The sequence below is a fragment of the Caballeronia sordidicola genome, from assembly GCF_000729995.1.
Lineage (GTDB): Bacteria > Pseudomonadota > Gammaproteobacteria > Burkholderiales > Burkholderiaceae > Caballeronia > Caballeronia sordidicola_A.
In genome coordinates, this window is the sequence record NZ_JNFG01000031.1 from 45,238 (window position 1) to 64,510 (window position 19,273).

Annotated in this window: 14 protein-coding genes and 1 pseudogene; 5 read left to right on the forward strand and 10 right to left on the reverse strand. The window is 58.5% G+C overall.

Going from position 1 to position 19,273, the window contains the following annotated elements:
* Window positions 1-538 precede the first annotated feature (538 nt).
* The gene (locus FH08_RS0126205; protein WP_235210502.1) at window positions 539-1,717 is read right to left on the reverse strand and encodes a hypothetical protein; all 1,179 of its coding nucleotides are present in this window, start codon (window positions 1,715-1,717) and stop codon (window positions 539-541) included.
* Between the two features lie 673 nt (window positions 1,718-2,390).
* Window positions 2,391-4,253, reverse strand: coding sequence for a hybrid sensor histidine kinase/response regulator (locus tag FH08_RS0126210; RefSeq protein WP_081889579.1), 1,863 nt, complete (start codon window positions 4,251-4,253; stop codon window positions 2,391-2,393).
* Window positions 4,254-4,631: 378 nt separating this feature from the next.
* On the opposite strand from FH08_RS0126210, the gene FH08_RS0126215 reads away from it, so the two are divergent.
* Window positions 4,632-4,895: a hypothetical protein gene (locus tag FH08_RS0126215; RefSeq protein WP_031361211.1), complete on the forward strand. Its 264-nt coding sequence runs from the start codon at window positions 4,632-4,634 to the stop codon at window positions 4,893-4,895.
* A gap of 77 nt (window positions 4,896-4,972) precedes the next feature.
* Here FH08_RS0126215 and FH08_RS54430 read toward each other — a convergent pair whose 3' ends face one another.
* The gene (locus tag FH08_RS54430) at window positions 4,973-5,503 is read right to left on the reverse strand and encodes a DUF6151 family protein (RefSeq protein WP_031361212.1); all 531 of its coding nucleotides are present in this window, start codon (window positions 5,501-5,503) and stop codon (window positions 4,973-4,975) included.
* A 496-nt stretch (window positions 5,504-5,999) separates the two neighbouring features.
* Between FH08_RS54430 and FH08_RS0126230 the strand changes: the two genes are divergently transcribed.
* Complete coding sequence (locus FH08_RS0126230) at window positions 6,000-6,635, forward strand: cytochrome b (RefSeq protein ID WP_051888556.1); 636 nt, start codon at window positions 6,000-6,002, stop codon at window positions 6,633-6,635.
* Between the two features lie 199 nt (window positions 6,636-6,834).
* Here FH08_RS0126230 and FH08_RS50600 read toward each other — a convergent pair whose 3' ends face one another.
* The 3 genes and pseudogenes from FH08_RS50600 to argG form a co-directional block, all read right to left on the reverse strand.
* Window positions 6,835-7,254, reverse strand: coding sequence for a hypothetical protein (locus tag FH08_RS50600; RefSeq protein WP_075583377.1), 420 nt, complete (start codon window positions 7,252-7,254; stop codon window positions 6,835-6,837).
* A gap of 415 nt (window positions 7,255-7,669) precedes the next feature.
* Window positions 7,670-7,798, reverse strand: a pseudogene (locus tag FH08_RS50605) (transposase domain-containing protein); the annotation flags it as partial.
* A gap of 120 nt (window positions 7,799-7,918) precedes the next feature.
* Entirely contained in the window at window positions 7,919-9,253 is a 1,335-nt protein-coding gene (argG, locus tag FH08_RS0126240) for an argininosuccinate synthase (protein ID WP_031361215.1), read from the reverse strand.
* A 913-nt stretch (window positions 9,254-10,166) separates the two neighbouring features.
* Here argG and FH08_RS0126245 point away from each other — a divergent pair.
* Complete coding sequence (locus FH08_RS0126245; RefSeq protein ID WP_051888558.1) at window positions 10,167-10,976, forward strand: winged helix-turn-helix domain-containing protein; 810 nt, start codon at window positions 10,167-10,169, stop codon at window positions 10,974-10,976.
* 158 nt (window positions 10,977-11,134) lie between these two features.
* On the opposite strand, the gene FH08_RS0126250 is transcribed toward FH08_RS0126245, so the two are convergent.
* The gene (locus FH08_RS0126250) at window positions 11,135-12,277 is read right to left on the reverse strand and encodes a porin (RefSeq protein ID WP_031361217.1); all 1,143 of its coding nucleotides are present in this window, start codon (window positions 12,275-12,277) and stop codon (window positions 11,135-11,137) included.
* A gap of 863 nt (window positions 12,278-13,140) precedes the next feature.
* Between FH08_RS0126250 and FH08_RS0126260 the strand changes: the two genes are divergently transcribed.
* The gene (locus FH08_RS0126260; protein WP_031361218.1) at window positions 13,141-14,682 is read left to right on the forward strand and encodes a methyl-accepting chemotaxis protein; all 1,542 of its coding nucleotides are present in this window, start codon (window positions 13,141-13,143) and stop codon (window positions 14,680-14,682) included.
* Between the two features lie 109 nt (window positions 14,683-14,791).
* Here FH08_RS0126260 and FH08_RS0126265 read toward each other — a convergent pair whose 3' ends face one another.
* A complete protein-coding gene (locus tag FH08_RS0126265; protein ID WP_031361219.1) occupies window positions 14,792-15,709 on the reverse strand; it encodes a helix-turn-helix domain-containing protein in 918 nt (305 codons plus the stop codon).
* A gap of 157 nt (window positions 15,710-15,866) precedes the next feature.
* Between FH08_RS0126265 and FH08_RS0126270 the strand changes: the two genes are divergently transcribed.
* Complete coding sequence (locus FH08_RS0126270; protein WP_031361220.1) at window positions 15,867-16,766, forward strand: DMT family transporter; 900 nt, start codon at window positions 15,867-15,869, stop codon at window positions 16,764-16,766.
* Window positions 16,767-16,892: 126 nt separating this feature from the next.
* Here the strand turns inward: FH08_RS0126270 and FH08_RS0126275 are convergent, their stop codons facing one another.
* Both FH08_RS0126275 and FH08_RS0126280 read right to left on the reverse strand, forming a co-directional pair.
* Complete coding sequence (locus FH08_RS0126275) at window positions 16,893-17,909, reverse strand: aldo/keto reductase (protein WP_031361221.1); 1,017 nt, start codon at window positions 17,907-17,909, stop codon at window positions 16,893-16,895.
* A 50-nt stretch (window positions 17,910-17,959) separates the two neighbouring features.
* Complete coding sequence (locus tag FH08_RS0126280) at window positions 17,960-19,207, reverse strand: ABC transporter substrate-binding protein (RefSeq protein ID WP_031361222.1); 1,248 nt, start codon at window positions 19,205-19,207, stop codon at window positions 17,960-17,962.
* Window positions 19,208-19,273: the final 66 nt, after the last annotated feature.

The window sequence follows — 19,273 nt, forward strand, 5'->3', positions numbered from 1 at the left end:
AGGAAGTTCGCCACCTTATTTCGCCGTTGCCAGAACTCTCTAGCCACGGCTGGGGAGACGGAGAGTGTAATGTCTTTAATGTTCGTCGACGCGTCTATCGGCAGTTGTTCCGCGAGTTCACGGATCGCCTCCATTGCTTCAGGATCGTCGGCTAAGTAGCGGGGGAGCTTTCCGCGCCGATATTAGGTGGTCGATCCGTTCCTCAGATCAGGCGACTTGGGTCGCATGAGCAGAAGGGCGGCCCAAGTTCCGGGAGTGGAGGGGGCGCTCAAACGCCCCAGTCGTGGCAATGGCGAGCGACGCTTCATGGCCGAACCTTGTCCCACGACCACGGGCTCACGTCGACCCACAACGGACAATGGGCGAAGCGCCGCCTGGTCGGCAGCTCCCTGGGTACAACGGTCATTCACTCCTTCGAGTCGCTCCGCAGGTCATCGGCCAAGTGGTTGTTCGCGGCAGTAACACGACCTCGGCGAATGTCCGCTGAAGGGCCGCACGCGCGCATCTTCGCGTGATGCGCCGCGTGCAGCGTTACACCTCAGTGGCCCGTGTTCTCAAAAGGCAGATGCCAGACGGTCACGGTGTTCGTGTTGTCGTCGACTGCCGCAAAGCGCACGAACCCATGCTCTGGCTGCCCAAACGCGATGCCAAACGGACCATCGACTGCCGGGTCGATGGAAAACTGAGCGACGAAGCGGCCCTGCGGCGTAAACTCAACGATTTCGCTCGGATGCTTCGGATCGGCGTTGACCGCGTCGCCGTTCGCGACGAACAGATGGCCGTTCGGTCCGAGGGCCATTCCGAGCGGGCCGCGCAGATGGCCGTTGTCCGCGTAGATCAGCACGCCCTTGCTGCCGTCGTGCTGCGAGCTGCCCGCGCCGTAGACGGCGAAGATCGCGTTGTCGGCGGTCGAGGCGACATACAGTACATCGCGCTGCGGATCGTAGGCAAGTCCCGTGGGTCCGAGGACCAGTGCTGATGGATCGGGGCGAAATGTGTAGCCGGAGGCAATCTTCGTGGCGCGGTTCAGATGGACGCCGTTGTCGTCGATGCTAACGTCGAGCCTCGTGACGGTGCCATCCAGCACGTTGGACACAAATACCTTCGCATGGTCGCCCTCATCGAAGATCGTCAGATCCCAGGGACCGTTGATCTTTGCCGCCGGGGGCATCCATTCGGCAATTTGACTGCCACTTCGATTGATCACCAGCAGCGAGCCGGCCGTTGGGGATGTACCGTCCTTGGTCGGTACATTGCCTACCAGTACGAAGCCGGCCCTGAGCACACCGAGCGCCGTGCTCAAACCGAGACGCGCCGGACCCTGGAAGAACGTGACCGGATTGCCGCGCGGCACGATCTTGACGATGGTGGTGCCTTTGCCCTGAAGGTTGCCGGCGCTCTGCGAGTTGTTGAAATTGGACACGAGCAGGTCACCTGCTGCGATCGTGCCGTAGCCGGGGAAACCGTCGGGCACGAACGCGACGCCATACGGATTGAGGTCACCGTTGGTGGGCACCGTCGATGAGGTGACGAACGAGGACGGCAGCAGCGCCGTGAGGTCATCGGCAATGGCGCTGCCCGCTAAGGAAAGCGCGAGACTGGTGCCGTATAGCGTGCTCAGCAGCAAGCGTTTCAGCGCGCGGCCTTTTCCACGGGCAACGCGGTGGCAGGGTTGCCAGCCGAACTTCGGAGTAAGACTTTGCATGAGGGGATTCATGACTTCGCTCTCCACGAATGCTGCGGGGCGGGCGCGTCTGTTGTCGCTGCACGCATCGCGTGCCGGCCGCCGCAAGCGAATTTCGCCCGTGACAGCAGTCTTGCGACTCGAACGCGGGTCGCACAGCGTCGGCAGCAGTGGGGCGAATTACGTAAACCACGTAAAAGCAGACCCGTTGCCGGCGAGTGCGCGGCGAACGAGGCATGCGTCATTCACAACTAGAACTGGATCGTCCGATGGCAAACGCGAATGCGGGCGAGGCGTGTGCAGTAAACGGATGACAGGGCTAAATATTCCAGCGTGATGGCGATACCGGGGTCGCTTGCCCCGCTAATTCCTTAGCTAATACAGTTGCTGGCCACGATGGATCGCGACGTTCGTCGGTTACGCCCGCATCCTCATGCGAAAACGTCCCCCGTGACCTCCGGTTCTGGTCCCTGCGCCGGCGTTGGCGTTCGTCATCTTTCAAAAGCGCTTTGGCGACTTCTCCCCCTCGAAGGTCCGTTGCCTGGGCGGAGCCGACGTTGGAACGTCTGTGTGAAAGAGCAGACCAATAGCCGCAGGTGGCCGAACAGCGACGGATGGCTATCGGCTCACATCGACTCACTGCGAGCCGTCGACCCAGCGCGCGTGAAGCTGACGGACACGGGTATTACGCTCCAGGCGCTTTCAGTCACCGGTCCTTCGCGAGATCAGGAAGCATCTTCCGTTGACCAGCAACGAACCTGCTGATTTCCGCCAGCAAGTTTTCCGGTGTCGACGACTTGCGCAATAGCACGAGTGGTTCGGGGAAGTCGCGAAGCACGCTATCGGACATTAGCTCGCCGGTGATAAATGCGACGGGAATCGTTCCCGCCCACGCGAAGTGGCGCCTGATCCGATCAGCCACTTCCTTGCCGGTGACTCCGTTACGCAGCCGGATATCGGTGACGATAAGATCGGGAATGCGGCTGTCGTCGGCGAGGATGGCTTCAAAGCCAGCCATCGACTCCGCGGCCTGCACAAGCGCGCCTGCGCTCGAGAAAAGACGCCGTAGGCCTTCAAGGACGGTCGGTTCGTCGTCGCACAGGAGCATAAACACACCATTGAGAACTGGCGTGTGGACGTCGCCATCTAGCCCCTTCGCCACGATAGCCGGGGACGTTGTCGATATCGTCGCGTAGAGTGAAAAGCGCGATCCCCGCCCTTCCACCGACGTAAAACTCATGCCGTGTCCCGGCAGAATGCGGATCACACGATGCACGATCGATAGCCCCAGTCCCAGTCCTTTCAAACGGTCGCGCCCCGGATTATTGATCTGATAGTACTCGGTGAAAATCGCCTCCCGATCGGCCAACCCAATGCCGATTCCGGTATCCCATACATCCACGCGCACTCTTGCGTCAAGCTGCACCCAGCCAAGCACGACGCCGCCCGACGACGTGTTCTTGATCGCGTTCGATACAAGGTTGGAAACGGCTCTCTTAAAGAGCGATCGGTCGGTCTCGATGGACGACGGAGGACTCCGCCGCCTGGCGAATCTAAAATCGATTCCCTGCAAGCGCGCCGTCTCACGATATTGCTCGAAGACTTCGGTCAATAGGCCATGCGTATTGACTGACGCAAGGCGGGGAACATACGAGCCCAGTTCGCTATAGTCTTGAATGTCCTTGAACATGCTGACGATGTCCAACGCGGTCTGCTCGATGACATCGAGGTCGCGATCCACCGTGCGTCCCTCGCTGACCCGGGTCCGGACGCTGTGGATGAAGAGGTTGATTGCGGCAAGAGGTTGCTGGATGTCGTGATACGCCGATGAAAAGAATCGCTCTTTTTCCTTGGCGAGCTCTTGCATACGTTTGTTCTGCTCACGAACCGCGCGCGAGGCCGCTTCGACGCGCCGCTTGGCCGCGCGCAGGGAGCGCCGATACATGAATTCGCGCCTCGCGGCACGTTCCAGCGGAATGCAGAGGAGCAAACCGACGATATACATCATTGGCACCATCGTAGCGTGCGCAATCACCGACTCCATGCGCGTGCCAACGCTCTGGCCGCTGGGTTTGAAATAGAGCATGACGAGGTAACCGACAACACATAGCCCAATCAGCCAGGCCGCAGTGATCACCCGAAGCCGGAAGGCCATGAATATCATGAAAAGGGCAAACGTCAGGATCGGATAAGCTTCCCGCCAGGCCAGATCGCCCGGATAGATCTGTACCATTCTCAGGACCGCGAACCAGCAACTGATCGTCCAGACACTGAGCAGCCCGACGCCCCAGCGCTCGTCGAGTGCGCGTGGGCTCCACCACAGCACGGGCACCGTCATGCCGATCGTCCCGGCGATTCTCAGCAGAATGAGTTCTTTGTGGTGCAGATGGGAGGGATCGAGTACGTCTAACCGCCCGAAGTCGTGGATGGAAAACACGACCCACAATGCGGTGAAGATTGTGATGGCGAGTCTCCGCTGTCCGAAGAAGCGCCGTGCGTAGTCCATCCGGAACGCACGTTCCTGATCTGCCGATCTGAACCTGCGCACCGTGAGGCCTGACGATCTCATGACGGCGCTCGATCAGGAAATTCGCCGTCCGCGGATAGGGCAGCGTGCAATTCAAACAGAATAGCAGGCCCCTATCCAAAGCCACACACACAAATGTAGCGTTCTGGATGCGCCTGCCAGACCTGGAACGCCTACATCTTTCCAGACTCGATTCGGGCCGCTTACCTACCTACGTGGGTGGCGACGGCGTCTGGTTCGACCGAGAATCGAGATGACAGCATCGGCAAACGAGAACCGAGGTTTTTGTAACTGTTATTCGCCTCGGTGCGCCGTCCTCTCCCGGACTTCGTTCCCATTGTTTTTGTTCTTGAGGCGGTCCGGGTCTGTCTCGTCTCGTCGCAACCGGATGTTGCGGCAACGCTCGTTAAGGAGATTCTCATGAAAACAGTCTTGCTCGTCGCTGGTGGACTACTCTGCACGTGCGCCTTGCACGCCAATGCGCAGGCCACCGGCACAAATCCGACGACTGGGGTGCAGACCAGCGCGGACAACTCGGAAGGTTCGGACATGTCTGGAAACTCCATGTCTGGCGCTCCTGCCACGCTCCAAGGCAAAACCCGCGCGGAAGTCTATCAAGACCTTGTGCGCTCACAAACAAACGGCGAAGCGGCGCGGCTGCAAGAACTCTTTAAAGGCAATTGAGCTTCCCTTGATCTGCAATCGGGGCTGCGCGCGAAAAGGGAAGGTGATCGCAATAAGAATTCCGTAAATCAATCGCACTACGGCAAAGCGCCGACCGGCCTGCTGAACAGCATGAACGGCCAGGCGGCCAGAATCCGGATCATCATTGCGGGAGGGTATCCGGGATGGCTGGGCAAGCCGTCTTGCGCCTCCACTTCCGAGCGTTTGAATCGGGTGCAGATCCGCATTTCCACCGGCGGCGCATCCGCTCCGAAAGGGGTGCGGAACGCTGACACCCAGGGTCGCTTGTCGTCAAAGGCCAAGTACATCGGTGTTGCGCAGCAACTCGCGATCATCCGTCTGGTCTTCGAGGGGGCGGTCAGTCTCATCGCCTGGAGTCGATCTGCGCCCCGCGTGCAGGCAATGCGATCGCGGCGGAACACCATGAACTCCGTGCCGCCGTCGACGCTGGACGCTCGCTCTGAATTGGCGGATGCGGCGAGACGTTGGGCTGCCGTCTGGCAGTCGTCGCAGTAGCACGCATTGACCATAATGGGCTGAGCCCAGGCACTGATCTCGACCGCGCCACATTGGCAGTGCGCCACGTGTGCTGGATTTCTTGTGGCCATAGGCTCCACTCAGTGAGGTTTGACTATCTCAGACGACAGTTTAAAAGCAATGCAGTTGGCAAGAGAGGCCAAAGCCGCAAGTTACATGGCGACGAACGACCGAAACTAGCCGTTGAGTGCCGCACGCAAGTGCTTACGGCCGTCACCGCGACATGCAGCACCACTGACCGTAGCAACCCATTGCCAACCCTCGAATATGCCTTGTGGACGTTCTCGCGCCAAGAAGCAGAACTTCGCGCACACACGGTCAAACCGGCAAGTACGTGACCAACACGAACTCGACGCAATCCAGATGAAAGGTATCGAAGGCAGATGTAAATGCGGCTGATTATTATTTGCATTTTCATTGACCAACATGCACGCGGTCGCTACGATCTGACGCTCATTGGAACGTTCGAACGGCAATAGCTGAGCGCGTATGGCACTTGCCGGACAACAAACCATGTTTGGCGCGCACTAGCGCATCGATTTTTGCTTAACAAGTTTGGACGCGAACATGTCTGTGAACCGGGGGCTGCAATCGGCACCACATAGCCGAAACAACGCAGACGACGCGCAAGCCGCGATCATTCAGAATGTTGGCCTTGAGGAGCACAACGCACGGCGGTTGAAACGCGGGCACGATCCGGATCGTTACGATGGCGTCGCCCGGCTTTTCCATTGGGTATTCGCCTCCGGAATCATTTACGCCAGTATTGCGGGCTACGCGCTCGCACAGCTTTCGAGCGGACCGGAGCGTGATTTCCTGTCGCGACTGAATATGTCAATCGCTACAGTGCTGATCGTGCTTTTCCCACTGCGCGTGTGCTGGAAGTTCGTGCGAATCGAGCCGCGAGCGCTTCCAGATGTTTCCGAAGTACAGCTCGCGCTGGCACACCGAGTGCACATTTTGATCTACATAACGATGTTTGCCGTGCTGGCGAGCGGCTTCCTGATGGTCCCGAATGGTTATTCATTTTTCGGTCTGGTCGAGATTCACACGCCCTTCGTGAAAGGCGCGCTCATCGACAAACTTTTCGTCATACATCGCGCAAGTTGCGCACTGCTGGCGGGGCTAGTTTTGCTGCACGTGCTTGCGGTCGTCAAGCATCAGTTGATCGCCCGTAACGACGTGTTGCGAAGAATGCTGTGAATGCTGTCCGGCGCCGCAACGGGCGATCAGTACCGCCTTTCTGCTTGCCACCCTGCGTCGGGCCTGCCCACGGGAACGGTCTTGAATTGGCTGGCCGGCGTCTCTTGTTTGTTTGAAACCGACATCTGGATGTCTCATCGACCGTGCGATCGAATGAGGCTTCGTGGCCGCACGCCGCCTAACGAAAGTTCTCTGTGTTTCAAATCGCTTCAAACATTTTCTCCAAGACCGCATTCTGCGCATGAAGCAGAAATGCCTTCGCCTGGACGACGCGACAGCTGGCATGCATCATCGCGCTTTCGGAAACTTCCTCGCCGCGAGAAACGGGTGGACACGGCAAGAATTCGGCGTCTGGTCGCCGTTTCTCCAAAATCCCAGTTGTGATTTGATAGCTGGATAATTCCTCTGGCTTGGCTTCCGCGGGCCAACAGTCCGTCACTAGAATATGGGTGTCGGAGAGTTCATCAAGGTCAGTGCTCGTGTAGAAACGAGGCGTAGCGCCCGGCGATGTCCGCGCGTGCCACCTCTCCGGATAGACTTGGACGACCGTAATCGGCAGCGCCTCGGCAGCCTCGATCCAGGAGCCTAGAATATTCGATTCGGGGGATACGACGCCCACTTTTATCCCGTCGATCGTGCCGTGTCTATGGAAGTAAAACGCGAGATCTCCAAGCGTCTCACACGGATGGTTTTGCCGAGTGCGGGCATTGATGACGGGTCCTGTGTCTCGGCTGGGGGTCGCTGTGACAGGAGCCTGAAAATGGCTGTTGAAACTTTCGGGACGAGCTGGATAGCCCCCTTCAGGTTCATGAGACTGCGTGTCGAATCTCCTTGCATTTCACGGTGGCAGCGGATCCCAACCGGACCGGCAGGGAACGCCGCAAGACTCTCATGTAGGGGTTGACGACAGTACGGATGAAATTTTCATACAAATAATTCTTACACTATCTTACGGATACGCGGCGCGGGATCTGGCGTGACGTACCGAGCCATCGTAAGCGTCCGCGCGAGGCCGTCCTTACGCGAAATCGCGACTAAGCGGCGTATGAGGGCGACTGATCAGCAACGGCCCACGGCAGCAATTCGCTCACGTGATTGACCGGATGGGCGGTAATGCGAGAGAGGACACGGCGCAGATATGCCTCGGGATCGAGGCCATTTAGCGGTAACCAACATGTAGATCGAGGCGTAACCGGCAAACGCCCGATGGCGATCACTTGAGCTGAATCCCGGTGTACGCCAAACATCTTCGTAAGGGTGCGCTCCTATCCGTGTCCCAGGTCTTACTGGGCGTCTTCTTTCAGCTGCGGTAGAGCTGAGGTTTCGCCTGGGGTCAGCAGGCCGACCTGCGCGTAGACACGGAGCTTTTCGCGCGTATCGTTGATGTCCAGGTTGCGCATGGTCAACTGCCCGATCCGGTCGCGCGGCGAGAACGTCGACGCAACTTTTTCCATCGACAGCCGCTCCGGCTGATAGGTCAGGTTCGGCGACTTCGTGCTCATGATCGAATAGTCATTGCCGCGCCGAAGCTCAATGGTCACTTCACCGGTGATTGCACGGGCCACCCAGCGCTGGGCGGTTTCGCGCAGCATGATCGCTTGCGGGTCGAACCAGCGGCCCTGGTACAGCAGGCGTCCGAGACGGCGGCCGCTATCGCGGTACTGCTCGATCGTGTCCTCGTTGTGGATGCCCGTCACGAGCCGCTCGTACGCAATGTGCAGCAGCGCAAGCCCCGGCGCCTCATAGATCCCGCGGCTCTTCGCCTCGATGATCCGGTTCTCGATCTGATCGCTCATTCCGAGTCCGTGGCGCCCGCCGATACGGTTTGCCTCCAGCAGCAGTTCGACCGCATCTGGAAACTCCACGCCGTTCAAAGCTGTCGGCCTGCCCTCTTCGAAACGGACCGTGACCTGTTCGCGGGCGATCTGCACCTCGTCGCGCCAGAACGCCACGCCCATGATCGGGTTGACGATCTGCATGCCACTTTCGAGGCTTTCGAGGTCCTTGGCTTCGTGCGTCGCACCCAGCAGATTGGAGTCGGTCGAGTAAGCTTTCTCCGCCGACATCTTGTAGTCGAATCCGGATTTGCGCATGAATTCGGACATCTCGGCGCGCCCACCCAGTTCGTCGATGAACGCCTGATCGAGCCACGGCTTGTAGATCTTGAGGTCCGGGTTCACCAAGAGGCCATAACGATAGAACCGCTCGATGTCGTTGCCTTTATACGTGCTGCCATCGCCCCAGATATTGACGCCATCCTGCTTCATCGCGGCGACAAGCATGGTTCCCGTCACCGCGCGGCCGATCGGCGTCGTATTGAAATAGGTCACGCCGGCGGTTGAAATATGGAATGCGCCAGACTGCAAAGCCGCAATGCCTTCGGCCACGAGCTGCGCCCGGCAGTCAATCAACCGCGCGCCTTCTGCGCCGTACTGTATCGCCCGACGGGGAATCTCATCGTAATCATCCTCGTCGGGTTGGCCCAGGTTAGCGGTGTAAGCGAACGGTACCGCGCCTTTGAGGCGCATCCAATGCAGCGCCGCGCTGGTATCGAGGCCGCCGGAGAACGCGATTCCGACGCGCTGCTGGACGGGAAGATTTTCGAGAATGGTGGTCATGATGGAATCATCCGGTTAAGAGCTGACGTACAAGCTAACAGAGGCGGGGCCGCGCCTCCGACTCGAGCGCCCCAGAGGGTAGCTCGACTGTTTCGACCCCGAAGTTGAAAATTCGAGCAACGATTTTCAACGATTTGGACGTCGCTGTCGAATCGCCGGTTCTGGCCCAGGCCGTGTCAGACTCAAAATCACCCGATTTCAGGGTGCGCTTTACCCCTCCCGAGGTGCTGCGAGGCCTGTATGGATTAGCGCGTTCTGACAGGCCGCTTTTTGTGCTGGCCAGAGACCTGCGTGATCCGCCGGCGCGCTTGGCATCGTCGCCGCGCGGGCACATCAAGGTTGTCACGATCGAGGCGCGTGCAACAGGCGCGAGACGGTAGCGGGCATTTCGCTCATGAACAAGCGTGATATTTATAAGAAGTGAGTATCTCAATCAAGCATTCTTTTTCATATGCAAAGTAATAGGCATGGCGGTTTCAAGTTAAATCCTTAATCATTTGTAGGTTTTCTCTTACCCCAAAGTGGGTCTATCCTTATAGAAATCGGTTATATCCTTTGGATTTCTGAATTTCTAATGCATTGGTTAGTTTTGTTAGTCTAAGATAGGTCGAAACGAGCGCTAGCTTTCCGGTCCAGATTGTTTGCATCAATCGGCCGGCTGGAGATCCACATCGGTCGGAGACGTCTACTCTATTCGCGGAATTCACAACACACACGACGCATTGGAGCGTCAACATAAGGCGAAGCGGTCTACCAGCAGTTCCGAAGCCCATGCATGCGCGCAATCGCAATGACTCGCAACGCATCGTGAGGGCTAACAGGCGCCCGTCCGTACCGTACTGTCGAATTCCTGAAGTACTAATTGGACCTGCCAGCCTCGTAGCGGGCTCCAAAGCCATTCCAAGAGAAAGAGATGAATAAGCGTATCTGGTTTGTTGGAGTCGATCCGCCCGCCCTCGGGATGCTAAGTGACTTTCTCGAAAGTCGTGGCATGACCGTATATATGCTTGACTGCAGTCGCTCGTTAATCCGCCACATGAAGCAAGACACCCCGTCTCTGCTTGTGTTGCGTGACGGTTCGCCCAACGTTCAAGCCACTGCCGTCCTGCAAACCTTGCGCAACGCAGGGAGCGACATCCCGGTTATCGTGATCGGGGAGCCAAAGGATTGCGTCGATGCAGTTATCTGCCTGGAACTCGGAGCTGAAGACTATTTAAGAATGCCTTGCGATCCGCATGAATTGTTTGCACGGGTCCAGAACGTGCTGCGGCACAGGTTGCAAAATGGTCAATGGAGCTTGCCGGGGCGCGTGAAATGCGAGCTGGGAAGCATCGCTCTCGACTTCCGGGCGCAATCGGTTACGCGCGACGGCATCCCCGTCACGGTGCATCCGAGCCTGTTCCCGCTATTGCACCTCTTCGTGGAACATCCACTGAGAGTGCTTTCCCGACGTGCCATAGTCGCCAAGCTGCGCGATTCCCCGACGGGGTATAGCGAGCGCTCGCTCGACGTACTCGTCTGGCGGCTCAGGCAAGTGTTAGAGCCGCATCCCTCGCTTCCCCGGTTCATCCAGACCATCCGCGGACGAGGCTATGTCTTTAGTCCATCAGGTACTGGCGCACATCCGACCGATTTCGAGAAGCCGGATGCCACCTTGCAAACACAGCCGGCATTGAGACGAGAAGAACCGCATCCGCAGTCGATCTCGTTGATCTCACCCTAAGCGCTATGCGCAGCTTGTGGACACGGTCCGGCAGAAGGGATGTCGCCTTCTCCCTTCTGCCGTTCCAATGACCGGCTCAATCGCAACAGTCCGATCATCAGATCGCCTCATCATCCATGAATGCCCGCGATGCATTGCGGGCACATGACTGGCAACGATCAGAACTTGTGGCGAATGCCTATAGTGACGACAGCTTGCGAATTCTTGCCCGAATCCGTATCCGTCGATCCGACCACCGCGTCTGCCGCGCCAATCCCGTTGGAGCCACTAGCATGGGTGTACCCGGCGAAGGCGTAGAAGTCGGTACGCTTGCTAATGAAATAGTCCGCCGCAACAGCAAATTGATTGTAAGCGGCCGAGGAATCGCCGTTCGACTTCATGTAGACGTAACCAATTTCCGTGCTAAGCGGTGCCGATACTTGCCACACGGCGTACGCAGATCCGACCTTGTATTTCTCAGCGGTCGTGAATGCAGAGCTGGCATCCGGCTTATAGTCCGAGTAGCTCCCGTAAGCGCCAACTGTCACTGCGCCAATCTGGTAGTTGCCGCCAATGCGAGCAATGTTGATCGTCTTCGCCGATTCGTAGTGAAGGTTGACGTTAGAGTTGAATAATGAATCCGCCGTAGACGTGGACGAGGAGGTTCCACGTACCGACGCGGTGCCATTGTCAATGTGCAAATAGCCCGCTGCCAAAGCGAGCGGACCGCTGTTATACGCCAATGCGGCGGCGTAGCTTTGGCCATTGCTCGTCGAACCCGCGACCCCACCTGCTGCGTACATGGCCTCAGCCGTCACGCCGCCCCAGGTCGGGCTCGCCCACTTGACCGCATTGTTGAAACGAACACTGTTGTCGGCGTTATCCACGTCGCCCGGCGATGTGAAGATGCCACCAAGATAGTTGTCACCCTGCACCGGCTGAACCAAGTCGATCAGCGGGTCGTATTGACGACCCAGTGTGACGGTGCCCCAGTTCGTACCGGACAATCCGACGAACGCCTGGCGCCCGAATTCGCGGCCGCCTTGACCCAGTTTTCCGGTCGTCGAATTAAAGCCGTTTTCCAACTGGAAAATTGTCTTGAGACCACCGCCCAGGTCTTCCGAACCCTTGAGGCCCCAGCGTGAGCCGGATTCGTTACCGGCGGTCATCGCGAACTGGGAGGCGGAGCCACCGCTGTTATGGGTGTACGTAAAACCCGTATCGATGATCCCGTACAGAGTCACAGAATTTTGTGCATGGGCCTGGATGCTGGCGAAGATGAGAGCGAGAGTGGTCGCAGATAAAGCAATCTTTTTTGTCATGGGTACATGTCTTGGTTCGTTGATGGGATCAAGCGAAGCAGACAATAAAACGTCTTCCCGAAATCTAAAATAAATTTTCAGAGGCTGTCGCTAAAGCGATACGTTACGCACTCCGTCTAATTACACCTGGCCTCCAAACCTCACCAATTATTCTTGCGGAAGCGTTGATAAGTTGTTCTATGTATATAGAAAATTGCCTTGTGTTCCCCATAGCAAACGTTCGCGCGACGCGCTTTGACGGGATCGATGGCGTCGAATCAACCGGTTCCGGCATCGCAACTCAAAACGCCGTCACCCAGATCCATGAAATCTGGAATATGCCGTAAGACCTTGTGTTAACACTTCGTTTTCGGTTCAGATATATTCCCCATCAGCTCTGTGCCAGGTGAAAGTTGTTGCCAACATTTTCTCTCAGATTGAGTCAGAGGCAGCATCTTCGGTGCTGCCTCGCCCGTTTGATTTTATATTTATTTAATATTCCTAAATATATTGCCAACGCAACTCGATTGGTCGCAGCCCTTTGGCATCAACGACGCCGGGTGTAGCAGCAACCTGAATTTCCGTAGCCGTCCCTGTATAGAGCCATTCGAATTCCACGGAAGCAGACATTCGCAGTTACTTCTCGCGTGAAACTGAAAGTGCCCGGTTCGCCTGGCTTCAGCTCGACATCTATCAGCGGCTGAGCTTCCACTACGAGGCCTATCTAAGCGATCAGTTGCCTTCACGCGATGTTTTCAGCAGATACGGGAAAGACGCGGAAATATCGTCAGACAAAAACGAACGCTAAAGGTCGATGTTGGTGAGCCGATATAGGGGTTATTGAGCTCACTTCGAGAAGGATGCGCTGTACGCGCTTCAACGCCATGAAAGTATCTACCAAACTGCTCTTACTTGTTGTTACGGCGCTTGCGGGCGTCATCTGCATAGCTGCGATCGCGCTGTCGCAACTCGACCATGTGCTCATCGAAAGCCGTCAAGGGCAGATCATCACGCTGCTGAACAAGGCAGAACATCTGACGCTGTACTACCAGTCACTGGAAGCAAGCGGCAAGATGAGTCGCGATGACGCGCAGTCTGCCGCTAAAACAGCACTCAGCCAGTTGAATGCAGATAGCAAAAGTTACTATTGGGTAACCAACACAGACAGTATCAACCTCGTTCATCCGAACGCGAGCCTGATCGGTACCAAGACGGGCGGCAACAAGACCACGAACGGCAATCTGACCGATACGCAGGCGTATCAGCAAGGTCTCGCAAACAACCATATCGCGCTGGTGGATGTGCTGATCAAGCGCACGCAAGACGGTCCGCTCGAAGCGAAGTTGCAAGGCGTGGTCGCGATTCCGGCGTGGGGCTGGTGGATTGGCACTGGTTTTTTCCACGACGACATCAATGCCGCCTACTGGAAGCTCGCTAAGACACTGGTCGGTATCGCGATTGTGATCTTCCTGGCAGTCGGCACCATGGCTTGGTTCATGACGCGCAGCGTCAATCGTGCGCTCGGTGGCGAGCCGGCGGACGCAGCTGCATTTGCCGCGCAAATCGCGGCCGGCAACTTGGGCGCTCACATTAAACTCGCGCCATCGGACCGTTCGAGCCTGCTGTTTGCGTTGAGCGAAATGCGTCTGAAGCTGCGCGATCTGGTGCAAGGTATTCAGCATTCGAGCGATTCAATCGCGACCGGCTCCGGTGAAATTGCGCAAGGCAACACCGACCTGTCGCAACGCACGGAAGAACAGGCGGCGTCTTTGCAGGAGACCGCTGCGAGCATGGAGCAACTCACTGCAACGGTGAAGCAGAACGCAGACAACGCGCGTCAGGCGAGCCAGCTCGCTGTGCTCGCGTCCGGTGCAACTGAACGCGGCGGTAGCGCGGTGGACGAAGTGATCGGCACGATGCAGAGCATCGCTGACGAGTCGCGGAAGATCGGCGAGATTATCGGTGTAATTGAAGGCATCGCATTCCAGACCAATATTCTTGCGCTGAACGCAGCGGTCGAAGCGGCACGCGCCGGCGACGAAGGTCGCGGCTTCGCCGTCGTGGCCGGCGAAGTACGGACACTGGCGCAGCGCAGTGCATCGGCGGCGAAGGACATCAAGGAACTGATCGGATCGTCGGTAGCACGCGTCGACGTAGGCACGGGCCAGGTCACGGTGGCTGGCGAACGGATGCGCGAAATCGTCCAGTCGATCAAGCGCGTCAGCGACATCATGGGCGAGATTGCCGCAGCATCGATCGAGCAGAGCACCGGCATAGAACAGGTCAACCGCGCGGTGTCGCAAATGGACGAAGTCACGCAACAGAATGCGGCGCTGGTCGAAGAAGCGGCGGCGGCCGCGGCTTCCCTTGATGAGCAAGCCGAAAGACTGCGCGCGACGGTAGGGGTGTTCCGGTTGGAGGCCTAATCGCGCAGTGGAACAAAGTAAGGCTTGATGGTTACTTCAAACTCCTGCATTTGTGGTCGCGCAACCCCTCATCCGCCGTCCCAGGTGACATCTGCACCGGCAGCAGCTATCAAGCGCCGACGGCCTGCCGGAATACAGTCGGCGCGACGCCAACGCTTTCGCGAAAACGGTGGCTGAAATGGCTGGCGTTTGCATACCCGCATTGTTCGGCGACCCGCGCGAGCGGTAGCGCCGTGGTGCGCAGCAGCGTGCGCGCGCGTTCGAGCCGCTGTTGAGCGACCCACGCAGCAGGCGGCAGTCCGAACGACGTGCGGAACATGCGTACGAAATGAAACTCCGATAGCGCGGCGACGCCGGCCAGTTCGCTGAGTGTGAGTGTTTGCCCGAGATGGTGGTCGATGTACTCGCGCAGCCGCCGCCGGGTCGCAACCGACAAACCGCCCGTCAGTGATGCATCGGTCCGGCGCACGCCTTGTGCACGCAGCAGCAGGCTCAACACCTGATGCGCGGTTTCATTGGTACGCAGCAGGCCGTCGGGGTCCTGCCAGTTTTCATTGGCGAGCGTTTGACAGAGGCTTGCGATACGGGCGTCTTCGAAATAGGTGCGATCCGCGAGCGTCAGTTCGCGCGGCTCGCGATCGAGCTCCTGAACCGCGCGTTGCGTGAAGTGTTCGGGCAGGAAGTACAGATGCATGAAATGCATGTGGCCGCGGACCCACCAGCGCGATTCGTGGTCGCCGGGGAGCGCGCAAAGACGCGCCGGTGCGCCGTAGCGGCCCGGCATTTTCTGACGTTCGGTGCGATAGCCACCGTCCAGATAACAAGAAAGCGTGTGGTGGCCCGGCCGGTCATAGACGGTCTCGGCTTCCTCGGTGTCGCGCGTCCACACCGCGATGGCCAATTGATCCCCAAGCCACGCGAACCGTTCCAGATCCGCGTTGGCGCTGCGCAGCGTGTGACAGACCGAATGAAGGCCGAACGGCGTTTCGGTGCAATCCATCGCAGGGGTAGGCGGTGTGGCGTTCATGGACGAGCGAATGCATCTGATGACTGGGTAACCGTCAGTATACGCGGCGCCATGAGCAACGGTTTAGCGTCGTCAAGAAGTGCGCAATCCTGGACAAGTGCGGCCGGGCCTGCTGCAGCATAGTTGAGTTTCCGTTTTTTATGCTGCAGGCCACGCCATGAATATGTTGCTCTATGCCGTCACCGTCCTGATCTGGGGCACCACCTGGATTGCGATCAAATGGCAGCTTGGGTCGGTGCCGCCGCCAGTATCGATTGCGTGGCGGTTCTGGATTGCCGCGCTGGTGCTGTTCGCGCTGCTACGCCTGATGCGCCGTCCGATCTGGCCGCCGCGCGCCGCATGGCGCTACCTGGCCGCGCAGGGGCTGGCGCTGTTTTGCGTCAATTTTCTCTGCTTTTACTACGCGGAACAGGTCGTACCGAGCGGACTGGTGGCGGTGGTGTTTTCGACAGCGCCGCTTTTGAACTCGATCAACGGACGCCTGTTCATGGGCCGCCCCTTGCAGCCCACGGCAATTGCCGGCGCGGCGCTGGGCCTGGTCGGCATTGTCTGCCTGTTCGTTCAGCAGATGGCCGGGCATCTCGGCGACCACGCGGTGTGGTTCGGCCTTGCGATCGCGTTTCTCGGGACCTTGTGCTTCTCCGCCGGCAATCTGCTGTCGAGCCGGATGCAATCGATGGGTCTGCACCCCTTCGCCACCAATAGCTGGGCCATGCTGATCGGCGCCAGCGTATTGACGATAGGCAGCGCGCTGGCTGGCTTTTCCTTCGCCATCGAGCCGGACGCGCGTTATCTGGGCGCGCTCGCCTATCTGGCCGTGTTCGGCTCGGTGATCGGCTTTACGGCGTATCTGATGCTGGTCGGGCGAATCGGGCCGGAACGGGCTGCTTACTGCACCGTGCTGTTTCCGATCGTGGCGCTGGCGGCGTCGACCGTGTTCGAAGGCTATCGGTGGAGCGCATTAGCGGTGGTTGGGCTCGTGCTGGTGGTCGCCGGAAATCTGGTGGCGTTCGATCTGACGCGGCGCATCTTTGCGCGCCGGGTGCACTCTTCCTGATCTTACGGAGGGGTGGTACGACGGCGTCGCGGGGTTGAAGTCCCTGGAGACCGGCAGTCATCTTTCAACCGTGAACGACGCACCGGCGCAATCCGGTTACCCACGGGCGCCGTCTGGAATCAAAAGTTACGGCGGAGTCGGCGCATCCTGCCGGATCAGCTCGCGACGCTTCAATTCGGCCCAGAACGCCGGTGGAATGTCGGCCCGGAAGCTTTGCAAGTTGTCTTCCAACTGTGCAACCGTGCGCACGCCGGGGATGTTGGTCGGGATCGCGGGATGGGCCAGAACGAATTGCAGCGCGGCCGCTTTGAGCGGCACCGAGTATTCCTGGCACACCTGTTCGATCTTGCGCACGCGCTCGAGAATTGGCTCCAGCGCAGGCGAATAGTTGTACTTAGCACCAGGCACCGCACCCGTCGCAAGAATGCCGCTGTTGTAGCCGCCACCGAGAATCACTGACACCTGCTGCTCCTCGCACAGCGGCAGAAAGCCATCCAGTGCATCCTGCTCCAGCAGCGTGTAGCGACCCGCAAGCAGCAGGCAGTCGAAATCTTGCCGGCGAATCGCTTCGTGCGCGACCTGCCACTCGTTGACACCGATGCCCACCGCCTTCACAACACCCTCGTCACGAAGTTTCAGCAGTGCTTTCGACGCACCGGTCATCGCAGCCTCGAACATCTCGGGCTGCCGCTTCCCGTGTGTGAATACGTCGATGTCGTGGATCAGCGCAATATCGATATGTTCCAGCGCCAGACGCTGCAGACTGTCCTCGATCGATCGCATCGTGCCGTCATAGCTGTAGTCGAAAACCGGTTCGAACGGCAGCCCGTCAACCCACGGCTCGAAGTTGATCTCGGCGCGCTTGCGTGGCTTCAGAAGGCGTCCAACCTTGGTCGACAGCACATACTGGTCGCGCGGATACCAACGCAGCCCCTGGCCGCAGCGCGCTTCGCTCAACCCGTGGCCGTACATGGGGGCGGTGTCGAAGTAGCGTACGCCTGCGTCCCACGCTGCCTTGATCAAGGCAGCCGAATCCTCTTCGCTGATCGGCTTGAAGATGTTGCCGATGGGCGCGGCGCCAAAGCCCATTACGGTTGTGTCGAGCCCTGAACGCGGCCATTTACGTTTTGCTACCGGATCCATCTTTGTCTCCCATTCCATGTAACTTGTTTGACTAGCGCCAGGGTCCCCGCCTACTTAACCTTCGCAGCAGCGGCAAGCTTGCGCACGCCCTCTTTCGGATCCTCGTTCGAGTTCATGAAATTCGTTACGACGTCAGTAATGGCGCCAGCAGTCACCGACGACTGAAGTTCGCCAAAGGCCAACGACGGCAGGAACCCACCCGACTTAATCGTAGCCTGCTCGTCTGCTCGTGATTTCTTGGCGCAGCCATCGAACTTGTCCATGGGCACATCCAGCCGGACGGGAATTGAACCTTTGTAAAGACTGAACTGCTGTTGGAAATCAGGGGACATGATCGTCCTGGCAAGTGCAAGCTGCCCGGGAGTCGCCTCCGTCTTGCCATTCTGCTGAAAGAACACGAACGCATCCACTGTGTATGTGTAGGCATTCGACGTACCGGGCGCGGCCGCGCAGATATAGTCGACATCCGGCTTCTTGTTCGCATTGGCGAACTCCCCTTTCGCCCAGTCGCCCATGAATTGCATCCCGCCCGAGCCGGAAATAACCATGGCCGTCGCGAGATTCCAGTCACGCCCGGAGTAGCCTTTGTCGAAGTAAGTCCGGATCTTCTGGACAGTCTCGAACACCTGCACCATCTGCGGCGAGGTCAGCGTTTTCTGGTCGAGCTCAACGAGGGCTTTCTTGTAGAAATCAGGTCCCTGAGACAGCACCACGGTCTCCCAGATGGTCATGTCTTGCCAAGGCTGGCCGCCATGCGCAACGGGCGTGATGCCCGCTGCGCGAAACTTGTCGGCGAGCGCGAAGAACTCCGGCCATGTTGTGGGCACCGACCCGCCGACTTTATCGAGGTCGGATTTATTGATCCACAACCAATTGATTCGGTGTACGGAGAATGGTGCAGCCACATAGTGACCACCTGCCTTCATGGAGCTGTCTATTTGCGCGGGCGAATGCGCTTTCCAATCGGTAGCGGACTGATCGATATTGACCAGCACCCCCTGAGTGGCCCAGTCCTGAATCAGGGGCCCCTTGATCTGCGCGGCCGACGGTGCGTTGCCCGCGATGACCTGCGTCTTCAGCGCGGTCATGGCCGCCGCGCCCGCTCCTCCCGCTATGGCGAAGTCCTTCCACTCGTAGCCCTGTTTGCTCATATCGTCCTTCAGCACCCTGATCGCCTTCGATTCGCCGCCGGAGGTCCACCAGTGCAGTACCGAAAGCTGTTCGGCGCCAAGTACGGCATGCGTTCCAGCCACGAGCAGCGTAATAGCCGTCGCAATCGACGTCAGTGATCGTTTCATTGCAATCTCCGAAATTCTAGTTAGATTTTTAGTTATTGAGCGAGCAGCGCATTCGCGGCCAGGGCG

Excerpts from the sequence above, each read along its gene's own strand:
- FH08_RS0126205 (WP_235210502.1), bottom strand. The coding sequence starts at position 1,717 with ATGAATCCCCTCATGCAAAGTCTTACTCCGAAGTTCGGCTGGCAACCC.
- FH08_RS0126210 (WP_081889579.1), bottom strand. The coding sequence starts at position 4,253 with ATGAGATCGTCAGGCCTCACGGTGCGCAGGTTCAGATCGGCAGATCAG.
- FH08_RS0126215 (WP_031361211.1), top strand. The coding sequence starts at position 4,632 with ATGAAAACAGTCTTGCTCGTCGCTGGTGGACTACTCTGCACGTGCGCC.
- FH08_RS54430 (WP_031361212.1), bottom strand. The coding sequence starts at position 5,503 with ATGGCCACAAGAAATCCAGCACACGTGGCGCACTGCCAATGTGGCGCG.
- FH08_RS0126230 (WP_051888556.1), top strand. The coding sequence starts at position 6,000 with ATGTCTGTGAACCGGGGGCTGCAATCGGCACCACATAGCCGAAACAAC.
- argG (WP_031361215.1), bottom strand. The coding sequence starts at position 9,253 with ATGACCACCATTCTCGAAAATCTTCCCGTCCAGCAGCGCGTCGGAATC.
- FH08_RS0126245 (WP_051888558.1), top strand. The coding sequence starts at position 10,167 with ATGAATAAGCGTATCTGGTTTGTTGGAGTCGATCCGCCCGCCCTCGGG.
- FH08_RS0126250 (WP_031361217.1), bottom strand. The coding sequence starts at position 12,277 with ATGACAAAAAAGATTGCTTTATCTGCGACCACTCTCGCTCTCATCTTC.
- FH08_RS0126260 (WP_031361218.1), top strand. The coding sequence starts at position 13,141 with ATGAAAGTATCTACCAAACTGCTCTTACTTGTTGTTACGGCGCTTGCG.
- FH08_RS0126265 (WP_031361219.1), bottom strand. The coding sequence starts at position 15,709 with ATGAACGCCACACCGCCTACCCCTGCGATGGATTGCACCGAAACGCCG.
- FH08_RS0126270 (WP_031361220.1), top strand. The coding sequence starts at position 15,867 with ATGAATATGTTGCTCTATGCCGTCACCGTCCTGATCTGGGGCACCACC.
- FH08_RS0126275 (WP_031361221.1), bottom strand. The coding sequence starts at position 17,909 with ATGGATCCGGTAGCAAAACGTAAATGGCCGCGTTCAGGGCTCGACACA.
- FH08_RS0126280 (WP_031361222.1), bottom strand. The coding sequence starts at position 19,207 with ATGAAACGATCACTGACGTCGATTGCGACGGCTATTACGCTGCTCGTG.